At 68.1% G+C, this 21,035-nt stretch carries 17 protein-coding genes and 3 pseudogenes; 17 read left to right on the plus strand and 3 right to left on the minus strand.

Annotated features, from left to right (window positions below; genetic code table 11):
• Positions 1-117: 117 nt before the first annotated feature.
• The 9 genes and pseudogenes from E0504_RS45420 to E0504_RS45460 form a co-directional block, all read left to right on the plus strand.
• Positions 118-1,020, plus strand: a complete 903-nt coding sequence (locus E0504_RS45420) for a tetratricopeptide repeat protein (RefSeq protein WP_235014072.1) — start codon at positions 118-120, stop codon at positions 1,018-1,020.
• Positions 1,017-1,973, plus strand: a complete 957-nt coding sequence (locus E0504_RS45425; protein WP_112106761.1) for a DUF692 domain-containing protein — start codon at positions 1,017-1,019, stop codon at positions 1,971-1,973. Before E0504_RS45420 ends, E0504_RS45425 begins: the two co-directional genes overlap by 4 nt.
• Positions 1,939-2,232 (plus strand): Os1348 family NHLP clan protein, encoded by a 294-nt coding sequence (locus tag E0504_RS45430; RefSeq protein ID WP_235014073.1) that lies wholly within the window; start codon positions 1,939-1,941, stop codon positions 2,230-2,232. Before E0504_RS45425 ends, E0504_RS45430 begins: the two co-directional genes overlap by 35 nt.
• A complete protein-coding gene (locus E0504_RS45435; RefSeq protein ID WP_131627580.1) occupies positions 2,229-3,338 on the plus strand; it encodes an ATP-dependent carboxylate-amine ligase in 1,110 nt (369 codons plus the stop codon). The genes E0504_RS45430 and E0504_RS45435 overlap by 4 nt, the downstream gene beginning before the upstream one ends.
• Positions 3,335-6,175 carry a cyclic nucleotide-binding domain-containing protein gene (locus tag E0504_RS45440; protein WP_131627582.1) on the plus strand — a complete coding sequence of 947 codons (2,841 nt, stop codon included), beginning with the start codon at positions 3,335-3,337 and terminating at the stop codon, positions 6,173-6,175. The genes E0504_RS45435 and E0504_RS45440 overlap by 4 nt, the downstream gene beginning before the upstream one ends.
• 80 nt (positions 6,176-6,255) lie before the next feature.
• The gene (locus tag E0504_RS45445) at positions 6,256-6,420 is read left to right on the plus strand and encodes a hypothetical protein (RefSeq protein WP_198541332.1); all 165 of its coding nucleotides are present in this window, start codon (positions 6,256-6,258) and stop codon (positions 6,418-6,420) included.
• Positions 6,417-7,322 carry a hypothetical protein gene (locus tag E0504_RS45450; protein WP_112106764.1) on the plus strand — a complete coding sequence of 302 codons (906 nt, stop codon included), beginning with the start codon at positions 6,417-6,419 and terminating at the stop codon, positions 7,320-7,322. The genes E0504_RS45445 and E0504_RS45450 overlap by 4 nt, the downstream gene beginning before the upstream one ends.
• A 52-nt stretch (positions 7,323-7,374) precedes the next feature.
• Positions 7,375-7,476, plus strand: a pseudogene (locus tag E0504_RS53055) (IS6 family transposase); the annotation flags it as partial.
• Positions 7,475-7,552 (plus strand): annotated as a pseudogene (locus tag E0504_RS45460) (IS6 family transposase); the annotation flags it as partial. The pseudogenes E0504_RS53055 and E0504_RS45460, both read left to right, overlap by 2 nt.
• 352 nt (positions 7,553-7,904) lie before the next feature.
• Here E0504_RS45460 and E0504_RS45465 read toward each other — a convergent pair.
• A complete protein-coding gene (locus E0504_RS45465; RefSeq protein ID WP_235014074.1) occupies positions 7,905-8,699 on the minus strand; it encodes a zinc ribbon domain-containing protein in 795 nt (264 codons plus the stop codon).
• Between the two features lie 237 nt (positions 8,700-8,936).
• On the minus strand, positions 8,937-10,478 hold the full coding sequence (locus E0504_RS45470) for an AraC family transcriptional regulator (RefSeq protein ID WP_112106765.1): 1,542 nt from the start codon (positions 10,476-10,478) through the stop codon (positions 8,937-8,939).
• Between the two features lie 168 nt (positions 10,479-10,646).
• Between E0504_RS45470 and E0504_RS45475 the strand changes: the two genes are divergently transcribed.
• The 8 genes from E0504_RS45475 to E0504_RS45510 all read left to right on the plus strand — a co-directional run bounded on the left by E0504_RS45475 (position 10,647) and on the right by E0504_RS45510 (position 20,680).
• A complete protein-coding gene (locus E0504_RS45475) occupies positions 10,647-12,512 on the plus strand; it encodes a siderophore-interacting protein (RefSeq protein WP_112106766.1) in 1,866 nt (621 codons plus the stop codon).
• A 71-nt stretch (positions 12,513-12,583) separates the two neighbouring features.
• Positions 12,584-12,874: a transposase gene (locus E0504_RS45480; protein WP_131627584.1), complete on the plus strand. Its 291-nt coding sequence runs from the start codon at positions 12,584-12,586 to the stop codon at positions 12,872-12,874.
• Complete coding sequence (locus tag E0504_RS45485; protein WP_235014077.1) at positions 12,871-14,166, plus strand: ABC transporter substrate-binding protein; 1,296 nt, start codon at positions 12,871-12,873, stop codon at positions 14,164-14,166. The genes E0504_RS45480 and E0504_RS45485 overlap by 4 nt, the downstream gene beginning before the upstream one ends.
• A 29-nt stretch (positions 14,167-14,195) precedes the next feature.
• Entirely contained in the window at positions 14,196-15,209 is a 1,014-nt protein-coding gene (locus E0504_RS45490; RefSeq protein ID WP_243657932.1) for an iron ABC transporter permease, read from the plus strand.
• Positions 15,206-16,315, plus strand: coding sequence for an iron chelate uptake ABC transporter family permease subunit (locus tag E0504_RS45495; protein ID WP_112106768.1), 1,110 nt, complete (start codon positions 15,206-15,208; stop codon positions 16,313-16,315). The genes E0504_RS45490 and E0504_RS45495 overlap by 4 nt, the downstream gene beginning before the upstream one ends.
• Positions 16,312-17,190, plus strand: coding sequence for an ABC transporter ATP-binding protein (locus tag E0504_RS45500; protein ID WP_071064281.1), 879 nt, complete (start codon positions 16,312-16,314; stop codon positions 17,188-17,190). The genes E0504_RS45495 and E0504_RS45500 overlap by 4 nt, the downstream gene beginning before the upstream one ends.
• Complete coding sequence (locus tag E0504_RS45505) at positions 17,190-18,944, plus strand: ABC transporter ATP-binding protein (RefSeq protein ID WP_112106769.1); 1,755 nt, start codon at positions 17,190-17,192, stop codon at positions 18,942-18,944. Before E0504_RS45500 ends, E0504_RS45505 begins: the two co-directional genes overlap by 1 nt.
• Positions 18,941-20,680 carry an ABC transporter ATP-binding protein gene (locus E0504_RS45510; protein WP_165938835.1) on the plus strand — a complete coding sequence of 580 codons (1,740 nt, stop codon included), beginning with the start codon at positions 18,941-18,943 and terminating at the stop codon, positions 20,678-20,680. Before E0504_RS45505 ends, E0504_RS45510 begins: the two co-directional genes overlap by 4 nt.
• 28 nt (positions 20,681-20,708) lie before the next feature.
• Here E0504_RS45510 and E0504_RS45515 read toward each other — a convergent pair.
• Positions 20,709-20,855, minus strand: a pseudogene (locus E0504_RS45515) (Mobile element protein); the annotation flags it as partial.
• Between the last annotated feature and the right edge of the window lie 180 nt (positions 20,856-21,035).

Here is a 21,035-nt window from a genome sequence, read left to right on the forward strand (position 1 = left end):
AACCACTGCGTGGCGCTGGCCGGCACTAGGGGTTTCCCTGATGTTCGGGTGCCTCCCCGGAACCCGAAAGTGACCTTCGTGCCACACGGCACGTCGGGTCACCAGGGAGGGGACGCCGTGTGCGTTTCGCAGGGCTCGTCGAGGCTGGCCGGTTACATGGCCGACCTGCTCGACTGCAACCGGCTTGTCGCTGGCGGCGACCGGCGGGCCGAGACCTACCTTCGCCGCGGCATCGCGTTCTGGATGGTGCGTGACCACCACCGGGCCATCGCCGACCTGAGCGCCGCGATCGAGGCGGATCCCCGACTGCCCGACGACCGGCTGGCCTACGCGCACTACCGCCGGTCGGTATGCCGGCACCAGGTGTTCGACCTGGCCGGCGCCGAGGCCGACGCGTCGGCGGCGATGGCGCTCGACCCCGTCTCGTACGTCTACACGGCACGGGCCATCGCCCGCTACTTCGACGGCGACCCGCACGGCACGCTGGCCGACGCCGAGTCGGCCCTGCTGCGCGACCCGAACGACTGGGAGGCCCGCGCGTTCCGGGCCCGGGCCCGGTTGGAGCTCGGTCTGCTGGCCGAGGCGGTCGAGGACTTCGGCTGGGTCATCGCCGACGGCCGGTGCGAGAAGTACGCCTCCGAACTGCACCTGCAGCGTGCCGAGGCGTTGCTCGCACTGGGCCGGCCCGAGGCGGCGGCGGCCGACTGCACGACCGCGATCGACGTCAGCGCGCACGAGCAGTCGCACTGGCCGTTCATCGTGCGGTCCCGCGCGCTGCGCGCCCACGGCCCCTACCTGCTGCGGGCCCGCGCCTGGCTGGCAACGGGCGACCTGCCGACGGCGCTGGCCGACTGCTTCCACGCCGCGACGATCGTGCCCGAGGACCCGGCTGTCTACGAACTGCGGGCGCAGGTCTACCAGGCCGCCGGCCTGTTGGACGAGGCGATCCACGACCTGGCGCGCGCCGCCCACCTCCATGCCGCCTACCCGGACTCGGATCTGCTGCCGGCGGCCGCATGATGATCGCCGATCTGCCCTTCCTCGGTGTCGGGCTGAACTACGAACCGCCGATGCACGACCAGTACCTCGCCCACTACGACGAGATCGACTACCTCGAACTGCCGACCGACGCGTTCCTGCTGCGGATGCAGTGGGACGACGAGGACGGCCGGACGGCCTGGCGGGACCGGGCGGTCGAGATCGCCGGCGCCTTCCCCGTCGTGGCGCACGGCATCCGGATGGGGCTGGCCGACGCCGCGCCGTACCGGACGTCCTACCTCGACCGGCTCGAGCCGTTCCTGGACCTGATCGACCCGGTGTGGTTCAGCGACCACCTCGACCAGGGGTCGGTGTCGGACGGAGCGCAGCGCACCGAGCTGATGCACGGCATTCCGATCGCCTTCACGGCGGAACAGGCGCAGGCTGTCCGCCGCAACATGCAGACCGTCACCGACCGGGTCCGGCGGCCGCTGCTCGTCGAGAACACCTGGTACGACTACATGATCAAAATTCCGGGTGCGATGGACGAACCCGAGTTCGTCCGGCAGGTGCTCGACGGCACCGACCACGGCCTGCTGCTCGACCTCACCAACACCTGGATCAACGCCCAGAACTACGGCTTCGACGTCGATGCGTGGCTGGCCGCCGCACCACTGGACCGGGTCGTCGAACTGCATGTCGCCGGCGGCGAGCTGCGCACCCGGGGCCCGAAGGCGGGCACTTGGCACGACAGCCACAGCCGTCCCGTTCCCGAGCAGGTGTGGGCGCTGGTTGCGGATGTCGTCGCCGCCGCACCGGTTCGCGCGATCACCCTCGAATGGTCCAACGACGTGCCGTCGATGCCCGAGCTGCTGGACCACCTCAGCCGGGCCCGGCAGCTTCTTCACGCCTCGCCCTTTTACCAGAACAAACATGTCGCCGCCCCGGAAGGAATATCGCATGTCACTCCAGGCAATGCAGTTCGTCATCGGTAAGGCAGCCACAGACCAGGCTTTCCGGCAGCGACTGAAGGCCGATCCACTGGAAATGGTCGTGCACATCTCCGCGCGTTATGCCTACGAGTTCACGCCGGAGGAGGTGCAGGCGCTCGCGGCGATGGACTGGGACGGCCTTGACGGCGTCGCGCAGGACCTGGACGAGCGGATCTCGCGCGTCCGGCTGGGCGGAAGCAGTTCGCTGACGAACCCGACCTGCTCCTGCACGCCCGAGTCGGGCAGCAACCCGGACAAGTGAGCCGGCCGAGTCGGCCGTTCCTGCTCCACTTCGCCGAAGCCGAACCGTCGCCGTCGCCGTCGCCGTCGCCGTCGCCGGCTCGGGCGGCGGTGGACGTGCGGGACCTGGTCGCCAGGCTGATGCCGGCGTTGGCTGACCGGACAGCGGCGGAACCGGAGCCGGTCGTGCTGCTGCTGGCCTATTCGCGCAACCCGGACACGGTGCTGCTCGAGCGTGCCCTGCTCGCCCGGGGTGTGCCGTGCCGGCTACTCGGGGCGGACGACTTCCCCACCGACGTCACGGTGACCTGGCGCGGCGACGGGAAGCGGACGGGCGGCGACGTGTTCGGCCTCGACTCGGCGCAGGTCCGGAGCGTGTGGTTCGGGCTCGCCGGGCCGACCGGTGTACCGGCCCGGCGCCTGCCACCGTTCGAAACGGGCGAATGGGCCGACGCGCTCGCCGGCTGGTGGCGGAGCTGCCCGGCGCCGTTCGTCAACGACCCGGACGCCGGCAGCCGGGCCGGCAACAAGATCACATCATTGGAGCACGCCGCGGAGGAGGGCCTGACGGTGCCGGACACGCTGGTCACCAACGACCCGGATCAGGCCTTGGCGTTCTGCCACGCCTACGGCAGCGCCGGGGTGATAGCCAAGTCGCTGAACAGCCACTACGTCGAGCTGGACGGGCGGCGCCACAGCCTGTTCACCCGCGTCCTGAGCGCCGCCGACCTCGCCCTGCTGCCGGCGACGCTGGCCGCCGCGCCCTGCGTGTTCCAGCCGCTGCTCGACAGCCGGCTCGAACTGCGGGTGACGGTCGTCGACGAGCAGGTCTTCACCGCCTCGACCGCTACCGCCGACCTCGCGGCGGCGGGGCTGGCGGGCAGCGGTGACGTGCGGCGGGTGCGGCGCGCCGTGCCGATGACGGCTCACTGTCTCGACGACGACGTTGCTCACCGCTGCGTGCGGCTGGTCGCCGGCCTCGGCCTGCGCTACGCGGCGCTCGACCTGATCGTGACACCGGACGGCGACCACGTGTTCCTGGACCTCAACCCGCGAGGCGGCTGGTGGTTCGCCGAGCAGCGGGCCGGTCTGCCGATCAGTGACGCGGTTGCGGGGTTGCTGTCATGACGGTCAGCACGCAGGCCCAGCAGCGGCAGGCCGCGCCGGCACCCGCGGCCACGGACACGGACACGGTCTGGGACCGGCTTGCCGACGCCGCCAATCCGGCCCACTACCGGCCGAAGCGGCAGAACGGGCTGGTCTGGCGCGAGCTGCGATCCGCGCGGGGCGAAGAGTACGTCGTCGTCCAGAACCCCGACGCCGCGACGTACCGCAAGATCACGATGGCCGAGTTCTACCTGTTCGAGCTGATGGACGGCAGCCGCAGCGTCCAGGACCTGGTCGTCGCCTACATGATGAAGTACCACCGGTTCGCACTGCCGCTGGTCCTTCGCCTCGTGCGCAACCTGAAGGTCGGACAGATGCTGACCGACCCGCCCCGGTTCGTGTTCGGGCCGTTGGGCGAACAGCTGCGCCACCGGCCGGTGAGCTCGTTCGCCACCGGGTTCGCGAAGTCCTTCGTCCGGCGCGAGTTTCCGCTGCACGGGCTCGACGGCCTGGTCGACCGCGCCTACGACCGGGGCGTGTGGGTGCTTTTCACCCGGCCAGCAAAGATCGTCATGTTCGCGGTGGCGGTGCTCGGCGTGCCGCTGCTGGCCTGGTCGCTGTCGTCGTCGGCGTCGGGGCTGGCCGACCAGTCCCTCGTCGTCACGGTTCCGACGTTGTACGGCTGCCTGCTGGTCGTCGCCGTACTGCACGAACTGGCGCACGCCTTCGCGGCCAAGTCCTACGGCCGGGTGGTTCGGCGCGGCGGACTATCGATCTTCTACGGCTCGCCTGGGATGTTCGTCGACACCCAGGACATGTGGATGGAGCCGCGCGGGCCGCGGATGGTCTCGGCCTGGGCCGGGCCGTTCTCCGGGTTCGTGCTCGCCGGGCTTTCCGGCATCGTCCTGGTGGCCACGCCGGACGCGCCGTGGGCGGCAGTGGTGGCGATCTTCGGCACCGCTGCCCTGGCCGTGAACCTGGCCCAGCTCACGCCGCTCATCCAGCTCGACGGCTACTACATGCTGATGGACTGGCTGGAACTGCCGAACCTGCGAGCCAGGGCGCTGGGGTTCGTAAGGGGGGAGCTCGCAGGCAAGGTCCGTCGCCGGGAGCGGTTCGACCGCACCGAACGCGTCTTGACGATCTTCGGACTGGCCGCCGCGGCGTACACCGGCTACGTGCTCGTCCTGGCAGCCGGGTTCGCCTGGGTCCGGGCGAAGACGATGGTGAGCGACGCGGTCGCCGTGCCGAGCCTTGGCCGGGTCCTTGCCGCCACGGTGGTTCTGCTCCTGACCCTTCCGCTGCTGTACGTGCTCGGGCAGCGGCTGTGGCGGGGTGGCTCGTCGCTGGTGGTGGCGAGCCGGCGGCTGCGCCGGTTGGCCGCGGAGCGCCGCTACCGGGAGCGGGTCGCGGTGCTCGCGAACGTACCGCCGGTCGCCGAGCTGGGGAAGGCGTACATCCAGTGGATGGCGCGGCGGACCACCGAGAAGGTGTTCCGGGCCGGCACCATGGTGGTCGCTCCGGACGAGGTCGCCGAGGTCTTCTGCCTGGTGCTGTCCGGCGAGGCCGAGGTCGTCGAATCGGGTGCGAATGCCGGGACGGGGCCGGGCGCGGGAAGTGCGCTGCCCACGCTCGGCCCTGGCGATTACTTCCCGCCGCCCGGATTGCCAAGGTCGCCCTTGACCGTGCGGGCGCTCACCGACGTGCACGTGTTGCGGCTGGCCGGCGCCGATTTCTCCGACCGACTCGCTCCGCTGCTGGCCCGGCGGGCCGAGAACGACACGCGGGCCGACGAACGGGCAGAACTCGAGGGCTTCGCACTGTTCGACGGCCTCCGCACCCGTGACAAGGACACGCTGCTGGCCCACCTGCGGGCACGGAGCTGCGTGGACGGCGAGGTCGTCGTCGCCGAAGGCGACCCCGGTTCGGCCTTCTACCTGGTCCGTAGCGGGGCCGTCACGCTGACACAGACCTGCGCCGACGGGCCGCCGCGAACCCTGGGCGCCGGGGACTTCTTCGGCGAGAGCGCACTGCTGCACGACGAGCCCCACGCCGCGACAGCCACGTCGGTCGGCGAGACCAGGCTGTGGGAGCTGGACCGGACGACGTTCGACGACGTGGTGTGCCGCTATTTCGGGCTGTCCCACGCCGTACGCGCATCCGCCGAAGCGGACGAAGCGGCACGTGCCGCCGAGGCGCTGGCGGGCACGGTGGCCGGCCGCTGGCTTGAGATCGAGGTCGGCGACCCGGCACCCGAGTTCACCCTCGACACCGCCAGCGGGCCGTCGCCGGTGTCGTTGTCGGACTACCGGGGCCAGGTGGTGATGCTCTGGTTCTCCCGCGGCTACAACTGCCCGTTCTGCCGGGAGTACATGGCCCGGTTGGCGCCGGCGGTCGGCGATTTCGAGCGGGCCGGCGTGCAGATCCTGCAGCTGGCGCCCAACCTCGTCGATTCTGCCCGCGAGTTCTGGCGCGGCAAGGACCTGCCGTTCCCGTTCCTGTGCGACCCGGAGAAATCCGCCTACCGGCTGTGCGGCCTGCAGGACATCGGCGCCGGCGAAGCGCAGCGCAACTCGGTGCGGGGCTTCACGCGGGCGTTCACCACCGGCCAGGGCCGTACGACGATGCACGCACTCTGGCTTGACGTTGTGAACCCGTCGATCGGCGAACGGCTCGGCCACCACACGATGACGGCGATGCAGCAGGGCGTCTTCCTGGTCGGCCCGGACGGCGTGCTGCGCCGCAAATACGTCTTCGGCCCACTCGACGAACCGCCGTCGAACACCGAACTCCTCGAAGCGGCCGTCGAACTGGGATCGATCGAGCTGGCGACAACACAACTGGAGGCGGGCTCGTGAACTGTTGGGTATGCAATCTTCCTGGGCACGCGGTCTGCCGATTCTGCGGCCGATGCGTCTGCAAGGACCACGCGAAAACGATGCCGTTCCTGCTCGAGGCCTTCGCCACCAGCCGTGGGCTGGAAGGGTTGGCGGTCGACGAGGCGATCTCGTGTGGCGTCTGCCGGCCGGCGCCCGAGCCGATCAGACTCGACTTTCTGGACCCCGGAGCGCCCGCGCCGCTGTCGCACGAGCCGACCCGATGACGGACATCGCGTCGGAACCTCGTACCGAGGCCGACCACGACTCCGCCACGGTCGCCGCAGCGGCCGATTTCCCGGTTCCCCGGCCGCTGCTCACCATGACCGGTATCGAGTTCGTCGTGCTGTTCTTCACCGGCACCGGCCTGGCGTTTCAGTACAAGCTCACGGCGAGGTTGTGGCCGTGGGACGACCTCACACTGTTCAACAGCCGGTTCCTCGGCGCCATCTACCTGACGTCGCTGGTCGCCGTGGCCTGCCTGCTCGCCACCAGGCGCTGGTCGCCGGCTCGGGTCGTCGCCCCGATGATCGGCGTCTTCACGTTGTGCGTGATCGTCGTGTCCACTGCCTACCCGTCGAGGTTCGCCTTCTCGGACCGGCCGCTGCCGGTGATCGGCTGGTTCGTCCTCTACGTCGCGCTGCCCGTCTGCGCTTTCTGGTACACGTGGCGGCTGCGTGGGCGCGCCCGGGCGGCCGGCGTCGCGACTCCGGTGGCGTGGCGCTACTGGCTTCGGCTGTTCGCCGTCCTGATGACCGGGCAGGCCGTCGGTCTGTTGGCGGCGCCCGAGCAGGTCACCGAGTTCTGGCCGTGGACTGTCGACGCGTTCCACGGCCAGCTCTACGCGGCGACGTTCCTGGCCGGCGGCGTGGGCGCGTGGCTCGTCTCGGTCCGAGCGACACGCGCCGAACTTCGCACTGTGGGGTTGACGCAGGCGTCGTTCGGCCTGTTCGCGATCGGCGGCGCCGCACTGGTCGAGCTCGACACCGGTGTCGTCGAGTGGTCCGACCCCGGCACCACCGCCTGGCTCGCGATGATGTTGTTCTGCGCCGCGAGCGGCTTCGCCGTCATAGCCCGTTCACTCCAGACAGCTGGAGACAGCGAACGAGAACTGAAGCAGGGGCACTGATGCATCGGCGAAGTCCGCCAGCGCCCGGCTGCCGATCGGTCATGATCGGGTCATGCGCCCACGGCGTGTCCGTCCACCGGCTCCGACGTCGGAGTTCGCCGGATTCCGCTTCCCTCCCGAGGTGATCGTCCTGGCGGTCCGCCGGTACCTACGCCTGCCATGTCGACGCGGCCCAGGAGAAGAACCGGATCGAGGCCGATCACGGCCGTTCGAAAGCCCGGCTCCGGCCGCAGCTGCGGTCCGGCAACATCACGGCGCGGCAGGGATGCCGCCGACAGACCATCCAGCACGCCGTCGTACGTCGACACCCGGGGCCCCGGCGGCAGCCACCGGATGACGCCCACGGTTGGGGCTGCGGCCATGGCGGCCCCAACCACCATCCATCGACGCTGACGTCATCACGACGGATCCATGTATCCGCCGTGATGACCGGGTTGGGCGCGGTACACAGCGCCCAACGGCGCCGATGTCACGCCGCGGCACCCACTTGATCCTCGCGGCGCAGATTGGACGGCGGACCGGCATGGACGACCTTCTCGGCAAGTCAATCCACAGAGAGCAACCGGCTCTTAACCGGTGGGTTCAGGGTTCGAGTCCCTGACGGCCCACCAATGTAGGCATTGCGCGAACCGCTCCCTTCGGGGGCGTTGTGGCTGGTAGGACGGCTGCGGCGCCCCTGTGGGGGGCGGGGGACGTGGCTGGTTGGGTCGGCTTCGGCTGGCTGGTGTCTCCAGTGTCTACGTTGGCGATGTCCCTTGGAGCGTCGGGTCCGAGGACCTTGAAGATCGGTATGAGCCGGTCAGGTCCCGTGACTTTGACTTCGGCGACCAAGGCTTCGATGAGGGTCTTGCGCCCGAGGTCGTCGCCTGTCTCGATGATCGTTTCGATGTGTCGGGCGACTGCGCGAAGGCTGGAGCGGGCGGGCATGACGGGTTCGTGGTCGATCTCGTTGGTGAGTTCGGCCTGCCGTTGGCGGAGCTGCTTCTGCTTGGTGCGTAGTGCTTCGAGGCGTGTGGCGAGGGTCTCGTCGTCGAGGGTACCGCGCTCGAAAGCGCCCAGGTAGCGGTCGATGGCCTGGTCGGTTTGGGTGAGTTCGGTCTCGATCGTGGTGAGTTCGGCCGTGTGGTCGGATCGGGCGTTGCGGTGGCTACGCTGGGCTTCGGTGACGGCGTCGGCGATGAGCTGCTGGTTGTCGCGGTAGAAGCTGGCGAGGGCGGTGAGCACGGCGTAGTCAACGGCGTCGGCGTCGAGGCGGGGGGCGTCGCATTCGTTGCGGTTGTAGCGGTTGCGGGTGTGGCAGGTGTAGTACCGGTAGGTGTGGTTGCGGCCGGTGGCGCGGGTGCCGATGAGGGCTGTGTTGCACTGGGGGCAGCGCATCCGGCCGGTGAGGGAAGGCCACCCTCGAGACCTGGTGCTGGGCCGGCCAGGCCCGCGACGCCCTCATCGACCTGCAGCGCCTGGCCGCCGGCGCCGCCGCGACTCACAAACGACTTCGGTGTCGCCCTTGGATCACCGGTCGGTCTCCCAGTAAGACAGAATCGTGGCCCGTCAAGGGTGAGGGTGCGACCGAGTCGCATGATCGCGGTGAACGGCAGCTCACATCCATGGCGTTGATCAAGCGGTGCCGATCTCACGCTCTTGGTATTCGCGCGGTGAGAGTCCGTGGAAGCGCGTGAAGGCGGCGCTGAAGGTCGGTAGGTGAGCGTAGCCAACGCGGTGGGCAACGGCGCTGGGCTTGGCGCCGCCGACGAGCAGGTCGCGAGCCACGCGCATGCGGGCCGCGTAGCGCCAGCGGGCGAAGGTCATTCCGGTCTGCTCGTGGAACGCTCGGTGGACGTCGGCGGGCAGGTCGAAGTCGGTCGATCCAGCAGAGACCCCGATGCGGCGCAGGTAGTCCGTGGCAGCTTCACGCCCACGCGGGTCGGTGGGCATCGGCACCGATAGTGCCCGCTGCGCGGCGACCTGCTCGGCGAACAGGTCGATGATGCGGGCCGGGTCATAGTCGACCGGACGCAGCAAGGTTCGGGCGCTGATGGAGCAGAACATCAGGTAGTCGTCCCACGCTCGCGGGAACTGCACCTGGATGGGTTCGGTCAGTTGGAGATCGGCGGTGCTGGCGTTTCCGAGCGGCAGCGAGATGGAGTCCTGGCGAAGCCCAGTAATGTGCTCGGCTCCCGCCGGTATCCAAGTCGCGACGCCACGCAGTCGTTCGTAACGCCTAACGCCGATGTCGAGGTAACCGCTGCCGCGATACATCCAACTGAGCACGTGACTGTCCGTGGCGTGCAAGGGTGTGCGGGCTGCGGGCAGCAGATCGGGCGCATGGGCAGCAGCACCGTCTCTCCGCATCAAGCGCACGAACTTGTCAGCCTGGCGTGCCGCGCTGGCGCGCCCGGTCAGGCCACCGGCAAGAGCGCGGGCGGCGAGCTCCCTGGCGAACTCGTGAGGGGTCGGCCCGAACTGCTGCTGGAACGCGCGCCGGAAACCGCCGCGGCTGGCGAAGCCCACTCGCGCTGCCACCTGATCGACGTCGTACCCGGCGGCCAGAAACTCGACGGCGGCGGTCAGCCGGCAGCGCAGTCGCCACTGCTCGAAGGTGAGCCCGGTATCGGCGAGGAACTCGCGCAGCAGGGTGCGCGGACTAGAGGGCACCCGGGTCGCCCATTCCTTGACAGTGAGGTCGAGCGCGGGGTCGCGGATCAGTTCCTCGGCCACTGCTCTCGCCCCGGCGGCCTTCGGCATGGTGGGGGGATCGAGCAGTGCCGAAGGAGCGGTGGCCCCGCCGCGCGGAGGTGAGGTTGGGCGTGTGCCGAGACCACGAAGGAGATCGGCTACCCCGTCAGGCGAATACCCGTGACCGGTGAACGGTGTGACCTGAAGGTTGAAGTACTGGATCAGCCAGTCCTGCCAGTCATCGGGGACGTCGAACCGCGTCGGCTTGGTCAGCGCCCAAGCCCCGACGCTAGCGTCGGGCCAGTACGGGAAAGCGACCGTGCCGGGCTCGGTGATCGTCAGAGTGCGGTTTCGGTAGCTCTGAGGCATCCAGATGCCTTCGCCGCCGGCGAGAGAGAACTCCGGTCCGCCGTCCAGAAGCACCCGCGCGCGACCGGTGCGGACCCAGATCAGCATGTGACTGGGGCGCTCCACCGGAACCATCCGTGCTCCCGGTATCGGCGGTGGAGACGAGTCAATCATGTCATAACTATATGGCGACCTGCGTACCCAAGTGCAGGTGAGGTTTACCGTACCTTATCAGTGGCTCTCTGCCGTTGGTGGCGCGCGGCCGTCTCACCCTAGACGCGATCGGAAGGGGCTTCCCTCAGCATGCCGAAGACCTCACGTGGGCTCACAGTGCACCCGTTGACCCTGCGAGAGGTCGAGGTGGTTCGAGTGGTGGACCTGACGCCGGGGATGCGGCGGGTCACGTTGAGTGGCGAGCAACTTCGTGCGTTCACCTCGGCGAACGGCTTCCCGCAGCCGGCGTTCGACTCGACGGGCTTCGACGATGACATTCGGTTGGTGTTCTGCTACCCCGATCAGGCCGAGCCGGTGCTGCCAGTACAGAAGGAGAAGGGCCTCGAGCTGCCGAGGGACCCCCGGCCGTTGTCAAGGGGCTACACAGTCCGTCGCTGGAACCCCGCGACCGGAGAACTGGACGTGGACTTCGTCAAGCACGGTATCGGTGTCGGCAGCACCTGGGCGTACCGCACCCAACCCGGCGACCGCATCCACTTCCACGGGCCGAGCGCATCGCGGGCGCTGCCGCAAGACGCGGACTGGCTTCTTGTCGCCGGCGACGACACAGCGATCCCCGCGATCGCCCGCCTGCTTGATGAGTTGCCCGATGACGCGCGGGCGCAGGTGTTCGTCGAGGTAGCCGAAGACGCTCATCGGCTGGAGCTGAGGGCTCTGCCGCGGGTTGAGGTGACCTGGTTGGTGCGCGGCGGCGCCGAGGCGGGCACGACCACGCTTCTGGTGGACGCGGTCAAGAACAGTGGCTGGTGGGACGGTCGACCGTTCGCGTGGTTCGCGGGAGAGCGCTCGGCGGTGCGGGATCTGCGTCGCCATCTGGTCGAGGACCGGGGTGTGCCCAAGGAGGACATCGAGTTCACCGGGTACTGGCGTCGTGGCGAGGTCATTGCCCTAGAGGCCGACGGAGCGGTGCCCGACCCCGAGAAGTCGATCACGCCCTTCGAGAAGCTCCATCAACTGACCGAACTGGTCCCGCCGATCGCGATCCGCACCGCCGTCGAGCTGGGCATTCCCGAGCTGATCTCGCGTGGTGTCAGCAGCGTGGCGGACTTGGCCATCAGGGCGGATGCCGACGAGCGGGCGTTGGGCAAGCTGCTGCGCTACCTGCATGCCCTGGACGTGCTGACCGAGACCGAACCGGGCCGCTACGGTCTGACGCCGGTGGGTGAAGTCCTAACCGTCGAGTTCGTCGCGGACTCCTTGCACCCGTCCGGGGTGGGAGGCCGGGAGATGCTCGGCGTCCACGGACTCACCGAGTCGATCCGCACTGGCCGGTCGTCTTACGCCTCCGTCACGGGTCAGACCTTTGCTGAGGTGCGGGCCGAGCAGGACTACGAGGACCGCTACCTGGAACGTCTGGCCGAGTTCCAGCACGCGCTGGCTATGTCGATCGCCAAATCCGACCTGCTTACTGGCGTCCGGCACCTGGTGATCCACTCCGGTGGCGCGGGCGTGCAGGCCCGCGAGTTCGTCGCCGCTCATCCTGATCTGCGGGTCACGATCTGCGCGCTGCCCGCCCAGGCCGACTGGCTACGCCGCGACCTGCCCGTCACGATCCCCGACGAGCAGCAGCGGGCACGGGTCAGCGTGGTCGAGCAGTCGGTATTCGAGCCCAGCCCCGAATCGGACGTCGTGTTCATCAGCCGCGCTTTCAAGGCGCTACCCGACGCCGACGCCGCCCACGCTCTCCGCCGAGCGTCCGAGAACCTCCTCCCGGGTGGGCGGGTGCTGCTGGTCGAGGAGGTCTTCGACACCGACGACCTCGATGAACATGACGGCGAAGCCGACCTGATCGGACTCGCGGTACATGGCTCCGGTCTACGCACCGCCGAGGAACTGTACACCGTGATCACCCGGTCAGGGCTCACCCGCACAGAGACGCACGTCGTCGGCTGGGGCACCACCGTCTACGAACTCGTCCGCAACGACACCAACTGACCCTGAGGTGCCCCTTTCCTTCCGGGTAGCTGCCCCTACTGGAATTAGGGGCAGCACGGAAGATGCAATAGTTGACACAGAAGCACAGGAAATGCTCGCCTGAATTCAAGGACGAGGTGGTAAAGATGGTAATCGAGGCGTCTCGTCCGATCGCCGACGTCACACGTGAACTCGGCATCGTCGAGGGAAAACTCGGAGTCTGGGTCGCCGCCTACCGGCGCGCCCACGCCGGCGAGGCGCCCTCACCGGCCGCCGCGGACAACGCACGGATACGCGAACTCGAACGGCAGAACCGTGAGCTGGCCATGGAGAACGCCTTCCTGAAAAAAGCCGCGGCGTACTTCGCCAAGGATCATCGGTGAGCGACACGTTCGAGTTCATCGATGCGGAGTACGCCGCCCGCACCACCACGAACACCGCCGCACCCGCACCGTCCATCACCCAGATGTGCGCCTGGCTGCAGGTCTCTCGCTCCGGGTCCTATGAATGGCGCGGCCGTCTCGCCTCCGCGACCGCGACCCGCCGCGACGAGCTCACCGGGCTGTTTCAGCGGTCGTTCACCGTCATCGACACCGCCATCACCCTAGATCACCTTAATAGTGACTGTCCGGATTTAACGGGGCACACCACCCCCACTCGAATGAAGAACAGAAGGAAGAACGCGTCCATGACCTTTACCAGACCACGACGCCGCAGCGCGGCCCTTGTCGCCGCGTTGCTGAGCACCGTGATCCTCCTCGCGGGGTGCGGCAGCGACGACAAAAATGATCAAGGTGACGCGGTCGGAGCGACCCGCACTGTGGAGGCCGACAACGGCACGGTCGAGATCCCGGCGCACCCGCAGCGGATTGCAACGCTCGGGAGACTAACCGTGTCGTTCCTCGACCTCGGCGGCGAGCCAGTGGGCGTCACGGAGGTGGACGCTTCCGTGCTCGATCTGTTGCCCGAGGAGCAGCAGGCCGCGTACAACGCGGCCAAGCTCCTCGGCTCCGGCGCCAGCGAAGCCGACCTCGAGCTGCTGGCCAGCCTAAAGCCCGACCTCATCTTGTTCTCCGCACCTGACTCCGACTTCGAGCAGATGAAGTCGCAACTGGAATCGATCGCGCCGACGATCTTCTTCGGATTCAGCTCGGACTGGAAGACCCGTCTGTCCGTGACCGCGGATGCCACTGAGCTGACGGATGCTCTCAACGAGCAGAAGACCGAGTATGAAGAGAAACTCGCCGGATTCCAGGGCAAGTACTCGAAGATCATCCAGGACACCACGTTCGGCGAAGTCAACAGAGGTTCCTGGCAAGACGCGGGAATGTTCACCCTCAACGGCTCGCAGTGCTCGGAGATAGCTCGCGCGGACATTCCGCTCGACATCCCCGATCTGGGTGAAGGGGGCGAGGAGCGATCGTTCGAGAAGATCGGCGAACTGTCTGAGTACGATGTGCTCCTGTACCCCGTGGACGCTGAGGGTCAGGTCGCGGAAGGTTTCGTCCCCGTGGCGGATTCGAACGCGTGGAAGGCCCTTCCCGCCGTGACATCCGGGAAGGCCCTGGGTGTCCACTGCTTCGGCGATGTCAGCTTCACCAGAAGCTATCGAACCTACTCTCAGTACCTGGATTCACTCGACAAGGCGCTGGCGACGCTCGCGACGGCGGGATGACGGCGCAGACCAGTGACGTCGAGGTCCGGGTGCCCGCCGCGGCGGCATCCGGACCTCGACTGCGCGTCGTCGGTCTGCTCGCAGTGCTGGTGACACTGCTCGTACTGCTGGTGCTGAGCCTGTTGGTTGGCTCGAAGGCGATTGCGCCGTCGGTGATATGGGATGCGCTGTTTCATCCGTCGGCCGACATCGATCAGTTCTCGATCCGCGACTACCGTCTGCCGCGCACGGTCGTCGGGCTCGTCGTAGGCATGGCGTTGGGGGTCGCGGGGGCGTTGATCCAGGCATTGACGCGCAATCCGCTGGCCGACACCGGTATCCTCGGCGTGGGCGCGGGTTCCTCCTTCGCGGTGACCATGGCCGTCGGCGTGCTCGGAATCCGCGATATCAGTGGCTACATGTGGTTCGCGTTCGCCGGGGCGCTGATCGTCACGATCATGGTCTTGCTCCTGGGATCGACCCGACGCGGCCAGTCGCCGGGAGTCATGGTGCTCGCCGGGGTCTGTGTCAGCGCGGTGCTCGATGGCGCCGGGTCGGCACTTCAGCTGACCAACCCGGACGCGTTCGATGCGATGCGGTCGTGGACTGCCGGTTCGATCCTGGGGCGCCCCCTCGACGTGGTGTGGCCGGTCCTGCCGTTCTTCGCCGTGGCGCTCATTCTGGCCTTTGCGGTGTCGGGTCCACTCAACGCGATGGCTCTCGGCGACGAGATCGCCGCCGCCCAGGGCGTCCGTCTGGCCCGCACCCGCGTCCTCGCGATCATCGCGATCACACTGCTCGCTGGAGGCGCGACCGCCATCGCGGGCCCCATCGGATTCGTCGGGCTCATGGTGCCGCACGTGGCCCGCTGGTTCGTCGGACCGAACCAGCGCTGGGTCTTCGCCTACAGCATCCTCCTCGCCCCGAGCCTGCTGCTGGCCTCCGACGTTCTCGGGCGAATCGTCATGCGGCCCAGCGAGATCCCCGTGGGTATCGTCACCGCCTTCATCGGCGCCCCCGTTCTCATCGCACTGGTGCGGCGGAAGAAGGCGAGCGGACTATGAGTATCGGCGTTACTTCTCGGTCCGGACTAACGCGCCATCGCTCGACAGGTGGGGCTCCCGGGGGGCGGCTGGACTTCGGGCGGCGGGTGCTGGTGCTGCGGCGATGGAGGATCGCGGTCCGGCTCGAGTGGCGCTCGGTCATCGTCTGCGCGGTGCTCGCGGTCGCGGTCGCCTGCATGGCGGTGCTCGCGCTGATGACGGGCTCGTACCAGCTCAGCCCTGGGCAGGTGGTCTCCGCGCTGGTCGGCGGGGAGACCGGGCTGGTCCACGACATCGTGGTCGAGTGGCGGGCGCCCCGGGTGGTTGCGGCGCTGGTGTTCGGTGCCGCGTTGGGGGTGAGCGGGGCGGTCTTCCAGTCGATGTTGCGCAACCCGCTCGCTGACCCCAGCATCATCGGATTCTCCCAGGGCTCCTACACCGGCGCGTTGATCGTGATCCTCCTCATCAACGGCACCTACGTGCAGTTGATAGGCGGGGCGTTGCTAGGGGGGATGGCCACCGCCATCGCCGTGTACGTGCTCGCCTACCGGCGAGGGGTGCAGGGGTTCCGGTTGATCATTGTCGGCATCGGCGTCTCGGCGATGCTCGGCTCGCTCAACACCTGGTTGATACTCAGAGCCGACCTGGAACAGGCGATTGCAGCCGCCGCGTGGGGCGCCGGATCACTCAACGGGGTGTCCTGGGATCAGGTGGCCATCGGCGGTGTGTGCATCGCTGTGCTTCTGCTGTTGGCTGCGATGTTGAGCCGGCCGATGCGGCAGATGGAGCTGGGTGATGATACCGCCGCCTCCCAAGGGGTGCGGGTCTCGCCCGCCCGCCTCGGCATGGTCGTGGTGGGGGTGGCGTTGACGGCGATTGTCACGGCTGCATCGGGGCCGATCGCGTTCATCTCCCTGGTCGCGCCGCAGATCGGACACCGCCTTGTCCGCACTGCGGGGATAACCCTCGCACCCGCCGCCTTCGTCGGCGCGCTGCTGTGTCTGGTGGCGGACTACCTCGCCCAGCACGTCGCCCCAACTCCCCTGCCGGTGGGGATCATCACCGTCATGCTCGGCGGTGGGTACCTCGGGTATCTGCTTTTCACCGAAGCCAGGAGACGCCTATGAACACCAACACCATCACCGATCTTGCGGAGGCGAGAGACGTACCCACTCCTGCTCCGCCGCCCGGCGGCTCACGCCTCCGCGTGGAGTCGGCGACGATCGGTTACGACAAGCGCATCATCAGCGAGGGCTTGTCGGTGTCCATTCCGGACGAGTCGTTCACAGTCATCGTGGGCCCGAACGCGTGCGGGAAGTCCACTCTGCTGCGCGGCCTGTCGCGGCTGTTGAAGCCGTCCGCGGGTCAGGTGGTCCTCGACGGTGTAGCTATCCAGTCGTACAAGACGAAGGAGGTGGCGCGGCGGGTCGGCCTGCTGCCGCAGACCTCGATCGCCCCGGACGGGATCACCGTAGCCGACCTGGTGGCTCGGGGCCGGTATCCGTATCAGGGGTTCATCCGGCTGTGGACCGAGGCCGACGAGCGGGCCGTGGTCAGGGCGATGGACCAGACTGCGGTCACCGACCTGTCGGGCCGCTTGGTGGACGAGTTGTCGGGAGGCCAGCGACAGCGGGTGTGGGTGGCGATGGCGCTCGCGCAGCACACCAGCATCCTGCTGCTGGACGAGCCGACCACCTTCCTCGACATCACCCATCAGATCGAACTGATGGAGCTGTTCACCGACCTGCACCACGTCGGCCACACCCTGGTCGCCGTGCTGCACGACCTGAATCATGCTGCTCGCTACGCCACGCACTTGATCGCCATGAAGGACGGCGCCGTGGTCGCCGAGGGGCCACCGTCGGAGATCGTGACGGCCGAGCTGGTCGAAGAGGTGTTCGGTTTGCGCTGTCTGGTGGTGCCCGATCCGGTAGCGGGCACTCCTCAGGTGGTGCCGCTGGGCCGTGACCGCGGTGGCGAAGGCGTGCGGGAGGGCCGTTGATGCGCACCGATCCGATGGAGCTGGGGCGAGGACCGCTGACGCGGTGGCTACCGGTGCTGGGACAGGCTGCGCCTGAGCCTCCTGATGTCCGGTCATTCGAGGTCAGGGAGGGTGATCGTCCCGGACAGTTCGTGGCGCGCGTCATCTTCTCGCTGCCACGCATCACGATCCCCGCGATGCTGTTGGCGATCGTGTGGCAAGTGGGCGAGTCGGCTGTCCCGGTGGTGATGGGGCTCGCGATCGACCGGGCGCTCGTGACCAGGGATGCCGGGCAACTGGTGCTTTGGCTCGGTGTGCTGGTGGCCTTGTACGTCGCGCTGACGGCGGCGGCCAGGTTCACGAATCGGCTCAACACGTATGCGGTCCAGTTGTTGCAGCACCGACTGCGCGCGACACTCTCGACCAGAGTGCTGCATTCCGACGGCAGCGCGGTGCGGGCGCCGGCGGACAATGTGGTCTCGGCCATGACCAACGACGTCTTCCGCCTGGCCAACGCTGGGCTGCTCGTGGTTCTGCCGATCTCGAGGATCGCCGCCATAATGTTCATCGCTGTCTCGTTGCTGGTGATGCACTGGCCGCTTGGGGTCATGGTGCTGCTCGGCGCTCCCGTGGCGGTCTGGTTGATGGGCCTCCTGAGCGAACGTCTCTCCCGCGACACCCGCGAATACCAGGATCTCCTCGCTGACACCGTTGGACGGGCTACCGATCTGGTCGCCGGATACCGGGTGATCAAGGGCGTGCGCGCCGAGGCCGAGGCGACCAGGCGATACCGGCAGGCCAGCCGGGAGACCCTGGTCGGCGCCGGGCGCAACGCCGGGCTACTCGGCAGGTTTCTTGTGGGCTCCGGTGCGGTAAATGGCGTGTTCGTCGCCGCGGTGACGGGGCTGGCGGGCTGGTTCGCGGTGAATGGGCAGCTGAGCGTCGGCGAGTTGATCGCCGCGGGTGGCCTCACCCAGGCGCTGCTGCCACAGATGCAGGCGATCGCGAGTTATTCCATCCCCAATCTCGCGGGCGCCCGCGCCTCAGCCGCGCGAATCATGGACGTGCTCAGGAACGCAGGCACCGCCGCATCCGGACACGATGACGCGATACGACAGCGGTGCACGCCGCCGCCTGTGCAGGACGTGTCCGCGCCGTATGTCGGCGTGCTGGATATCGGCGTGCCCAGTGCGTCAATCCGGGTAGAACCCGGTGAGCTGGTGGGGGTGCACGCCGATGATCGGATTGCCGCCCGCATCGCTGACGCGCTGCTGAACCCGTGGGCCGCCAACGACATTGAGGTGCGTCTCGACGGCCGGCCGGCGCACGAACTGACCCCAGCGGAGTACCGTTCCCTGGTCACCGCCGCACCTCATCGGGCAACGTTGTTCACCGGCACCATCCGCGACAACCTCGCCGTCACCGCCTGCCTGCCCGAGCGAATGGACAGTGCAGTGTGGGCGGCTGCCTGTGAGGACTTCGCAGCCGATCTCGACACCCCCGTCGGTGAGAACGGCAACCGCCTGTCCGGTGGCCAGCGTCAACGGGTTGCGCTCGCTCGAGCCTTCGCGACCGATACTCCGGTGTTGGTGCTGCACGACCCGACCACCGCCGTCGACTCGGTGACCGAGCAGACCATCGCCAAGCGGCTGGTCGGTATCCGTACAGATCGCTCAACCCTGCTGATCGCCTCGTCCCCGGCCCTGCTTGGCTGCTGCGACCGTGTCGTCGACCTCCTCGACAACATGCCGGTGCTTGGAAAGGCGGCGCTGTGACCGGGGGATCCGTGACGACAGAGCACGCGCTGCCGGTCGCGGGCGGACGTGAGACCGCTCGGGAGGTGTGGCGGCTCAGCCGTGAGCATCGACGCAGTCTGGCCGCCCTCGTGGTGCTGGGAATCGCAAGCACCGCCATCGACCTGATCGGACCCGTCGCGATCGGGTTCCTCATCGATCGGGTCCAGGAAGGCGCCGCCGACCTCGGTACCGTGCTGACCGTCATCGCGATCATGGCGGTCTCGGCCATTCTCGGTGCCGCTGGCACGGCGGCGACGATCGTCCTGGCTACTCGCATGTACCACACCGTCCTCGCCGGGCTGCGGGAGGAGCTGGTCTCCCGTGCCCTGACGCTGCCGCAGCATGTCGTCGAGTCTGCCGGCACCGGGGATCTGATCTCGCGGTCCAGCGACGACGTCACCGCGGTTGCCGATGCGGCCCCCGCGGTGATCCCGGCGCTTACCGTTACGTCCTTCACCATCGTCATGTCGCTGGGCGGGCTGGCCGCGGTGGAATGGCCCTACGCCGCCGCCCTTGCCGTCGTGCTGCCTGTCTACGTGCTCTCCATGCGGTGGTACCTGCGAACAGGCCCGCGGGTATACCTGGCCGAGCGTGCAGCGATGAGCGCGCGTGCTCAGCAGATTCTGGAGTCGCAGCGCGGCTACGCCACTGTGCTCGGATTCAGGCTTGCCGAGCAGCGGCACCGCGCCGTGACCACCACCTCCTGGGGCGTATCGGTGCAGGCGTTGCGGGCGCGCACCGTGCAGAGCATGCTCAACACCCGCCTGAACCTCGGCGAGTGCCTGAGCCTGGCCGCCGTGCTCGTCGTCGGCTTCGTCCTCATCGACCACGGAGCCTCGACTGTCGGGGGCGCGACCACCGCCATGCTGCTCGTGCTACGCCTGCTGAACCCGGTCAATCAGCTGCTGTTCGTCATCGACACTCTCCAGTCCGCCCTCGCGTCGCTGAACCGCATGGTCGGAGTCACCACCATCCCCGTCGCGGACGCGCCAGGCATCGCAACGAGCAGCAGCGTCCACCTCCGCGAGGTCTCCTTCCATTACGGGGTCGGCCCCCGTGTGCTCGTCGATGTCACGCTCGACATCCCCACCGGTCAGCGTGTCGCCGTCGTAGGTTCGTCGGGTGCCGGCAAGTCCACGCTGGCCACGGTGGTCGCCGGCATTCACCAGCCCGACGCCGGGACCGTGGCCCGACCGGAGCGCACGGTGATGATCACCCAGGAAGTACACGTGTTCGCGGGGACATTGCGAGACAACCTCACCCTCGCCGCACCGGATGCCACCGACGGTCAGGTAGGGGCTGCGCTGGAAGTGGCCCAGGCTGTAGGGATGCTCGACCTGCTGCCCGATGGCCTTGACACGGTGCTCGGTGGTGGCGGGTACGAGCTGACCGCCGCACAGGCACAACAGGTGGCGCTCACTCGCCTGGTGCTGGCCGACCCGGAACTGGCGATCTTCGACGAGGCCACCGCCGAGGCAGGTTCTGCGTACGCCGGACTGCTCGACCGCGCCGCCGACGCTGCGCTGACCGGACGCACTGGACTGGTGATCGCGCACCGGCTCTCGCAAGCCGCCGCCTGCGATCTGGTCGTGGTGATGGAGCACGGCCGTATCGCCGAGCGAGGAACCCATACAGAGCTGATCGCCGCCGGCGGGGTGTATGCCGCGCTTTGGTCGGCATGGCGGGCCGGGCAGGAAGCTGGAGCGAATGGGTAGGGATGATCGGACGTCAAGCCTCGTTGACCTGTCGTCCGGGGCGGGGTTGGAGGTTGAGCGGGCCGAACTCGTCCATGCAGAAGATCACGATCGGCTCGCCAGTCTCGGGGGTGACCTGGCCGTCGGCGATGGCGTAGAGATGCTCGACGCGGGCCTTCTTCGGCTCGTAGTCCGGCCAGAACAGCCCACCGCACACCTATCACTCCAGCTCAGCGCGTTAAGTGATCATCAAAGCCGAACTGGTGATCAAAATCAGGTGCTCCGCAGACATTCTCTTGTGAGGTACGCGCGGCCGCTCTCGGGCATCTCTCGCGAGTCTCGTCGATCCGCGCAAATTTAGGTTAGGTTACCCTAC

This window comes from Parafrankia sp. BMG5.11, assembly GCF_004337455.1.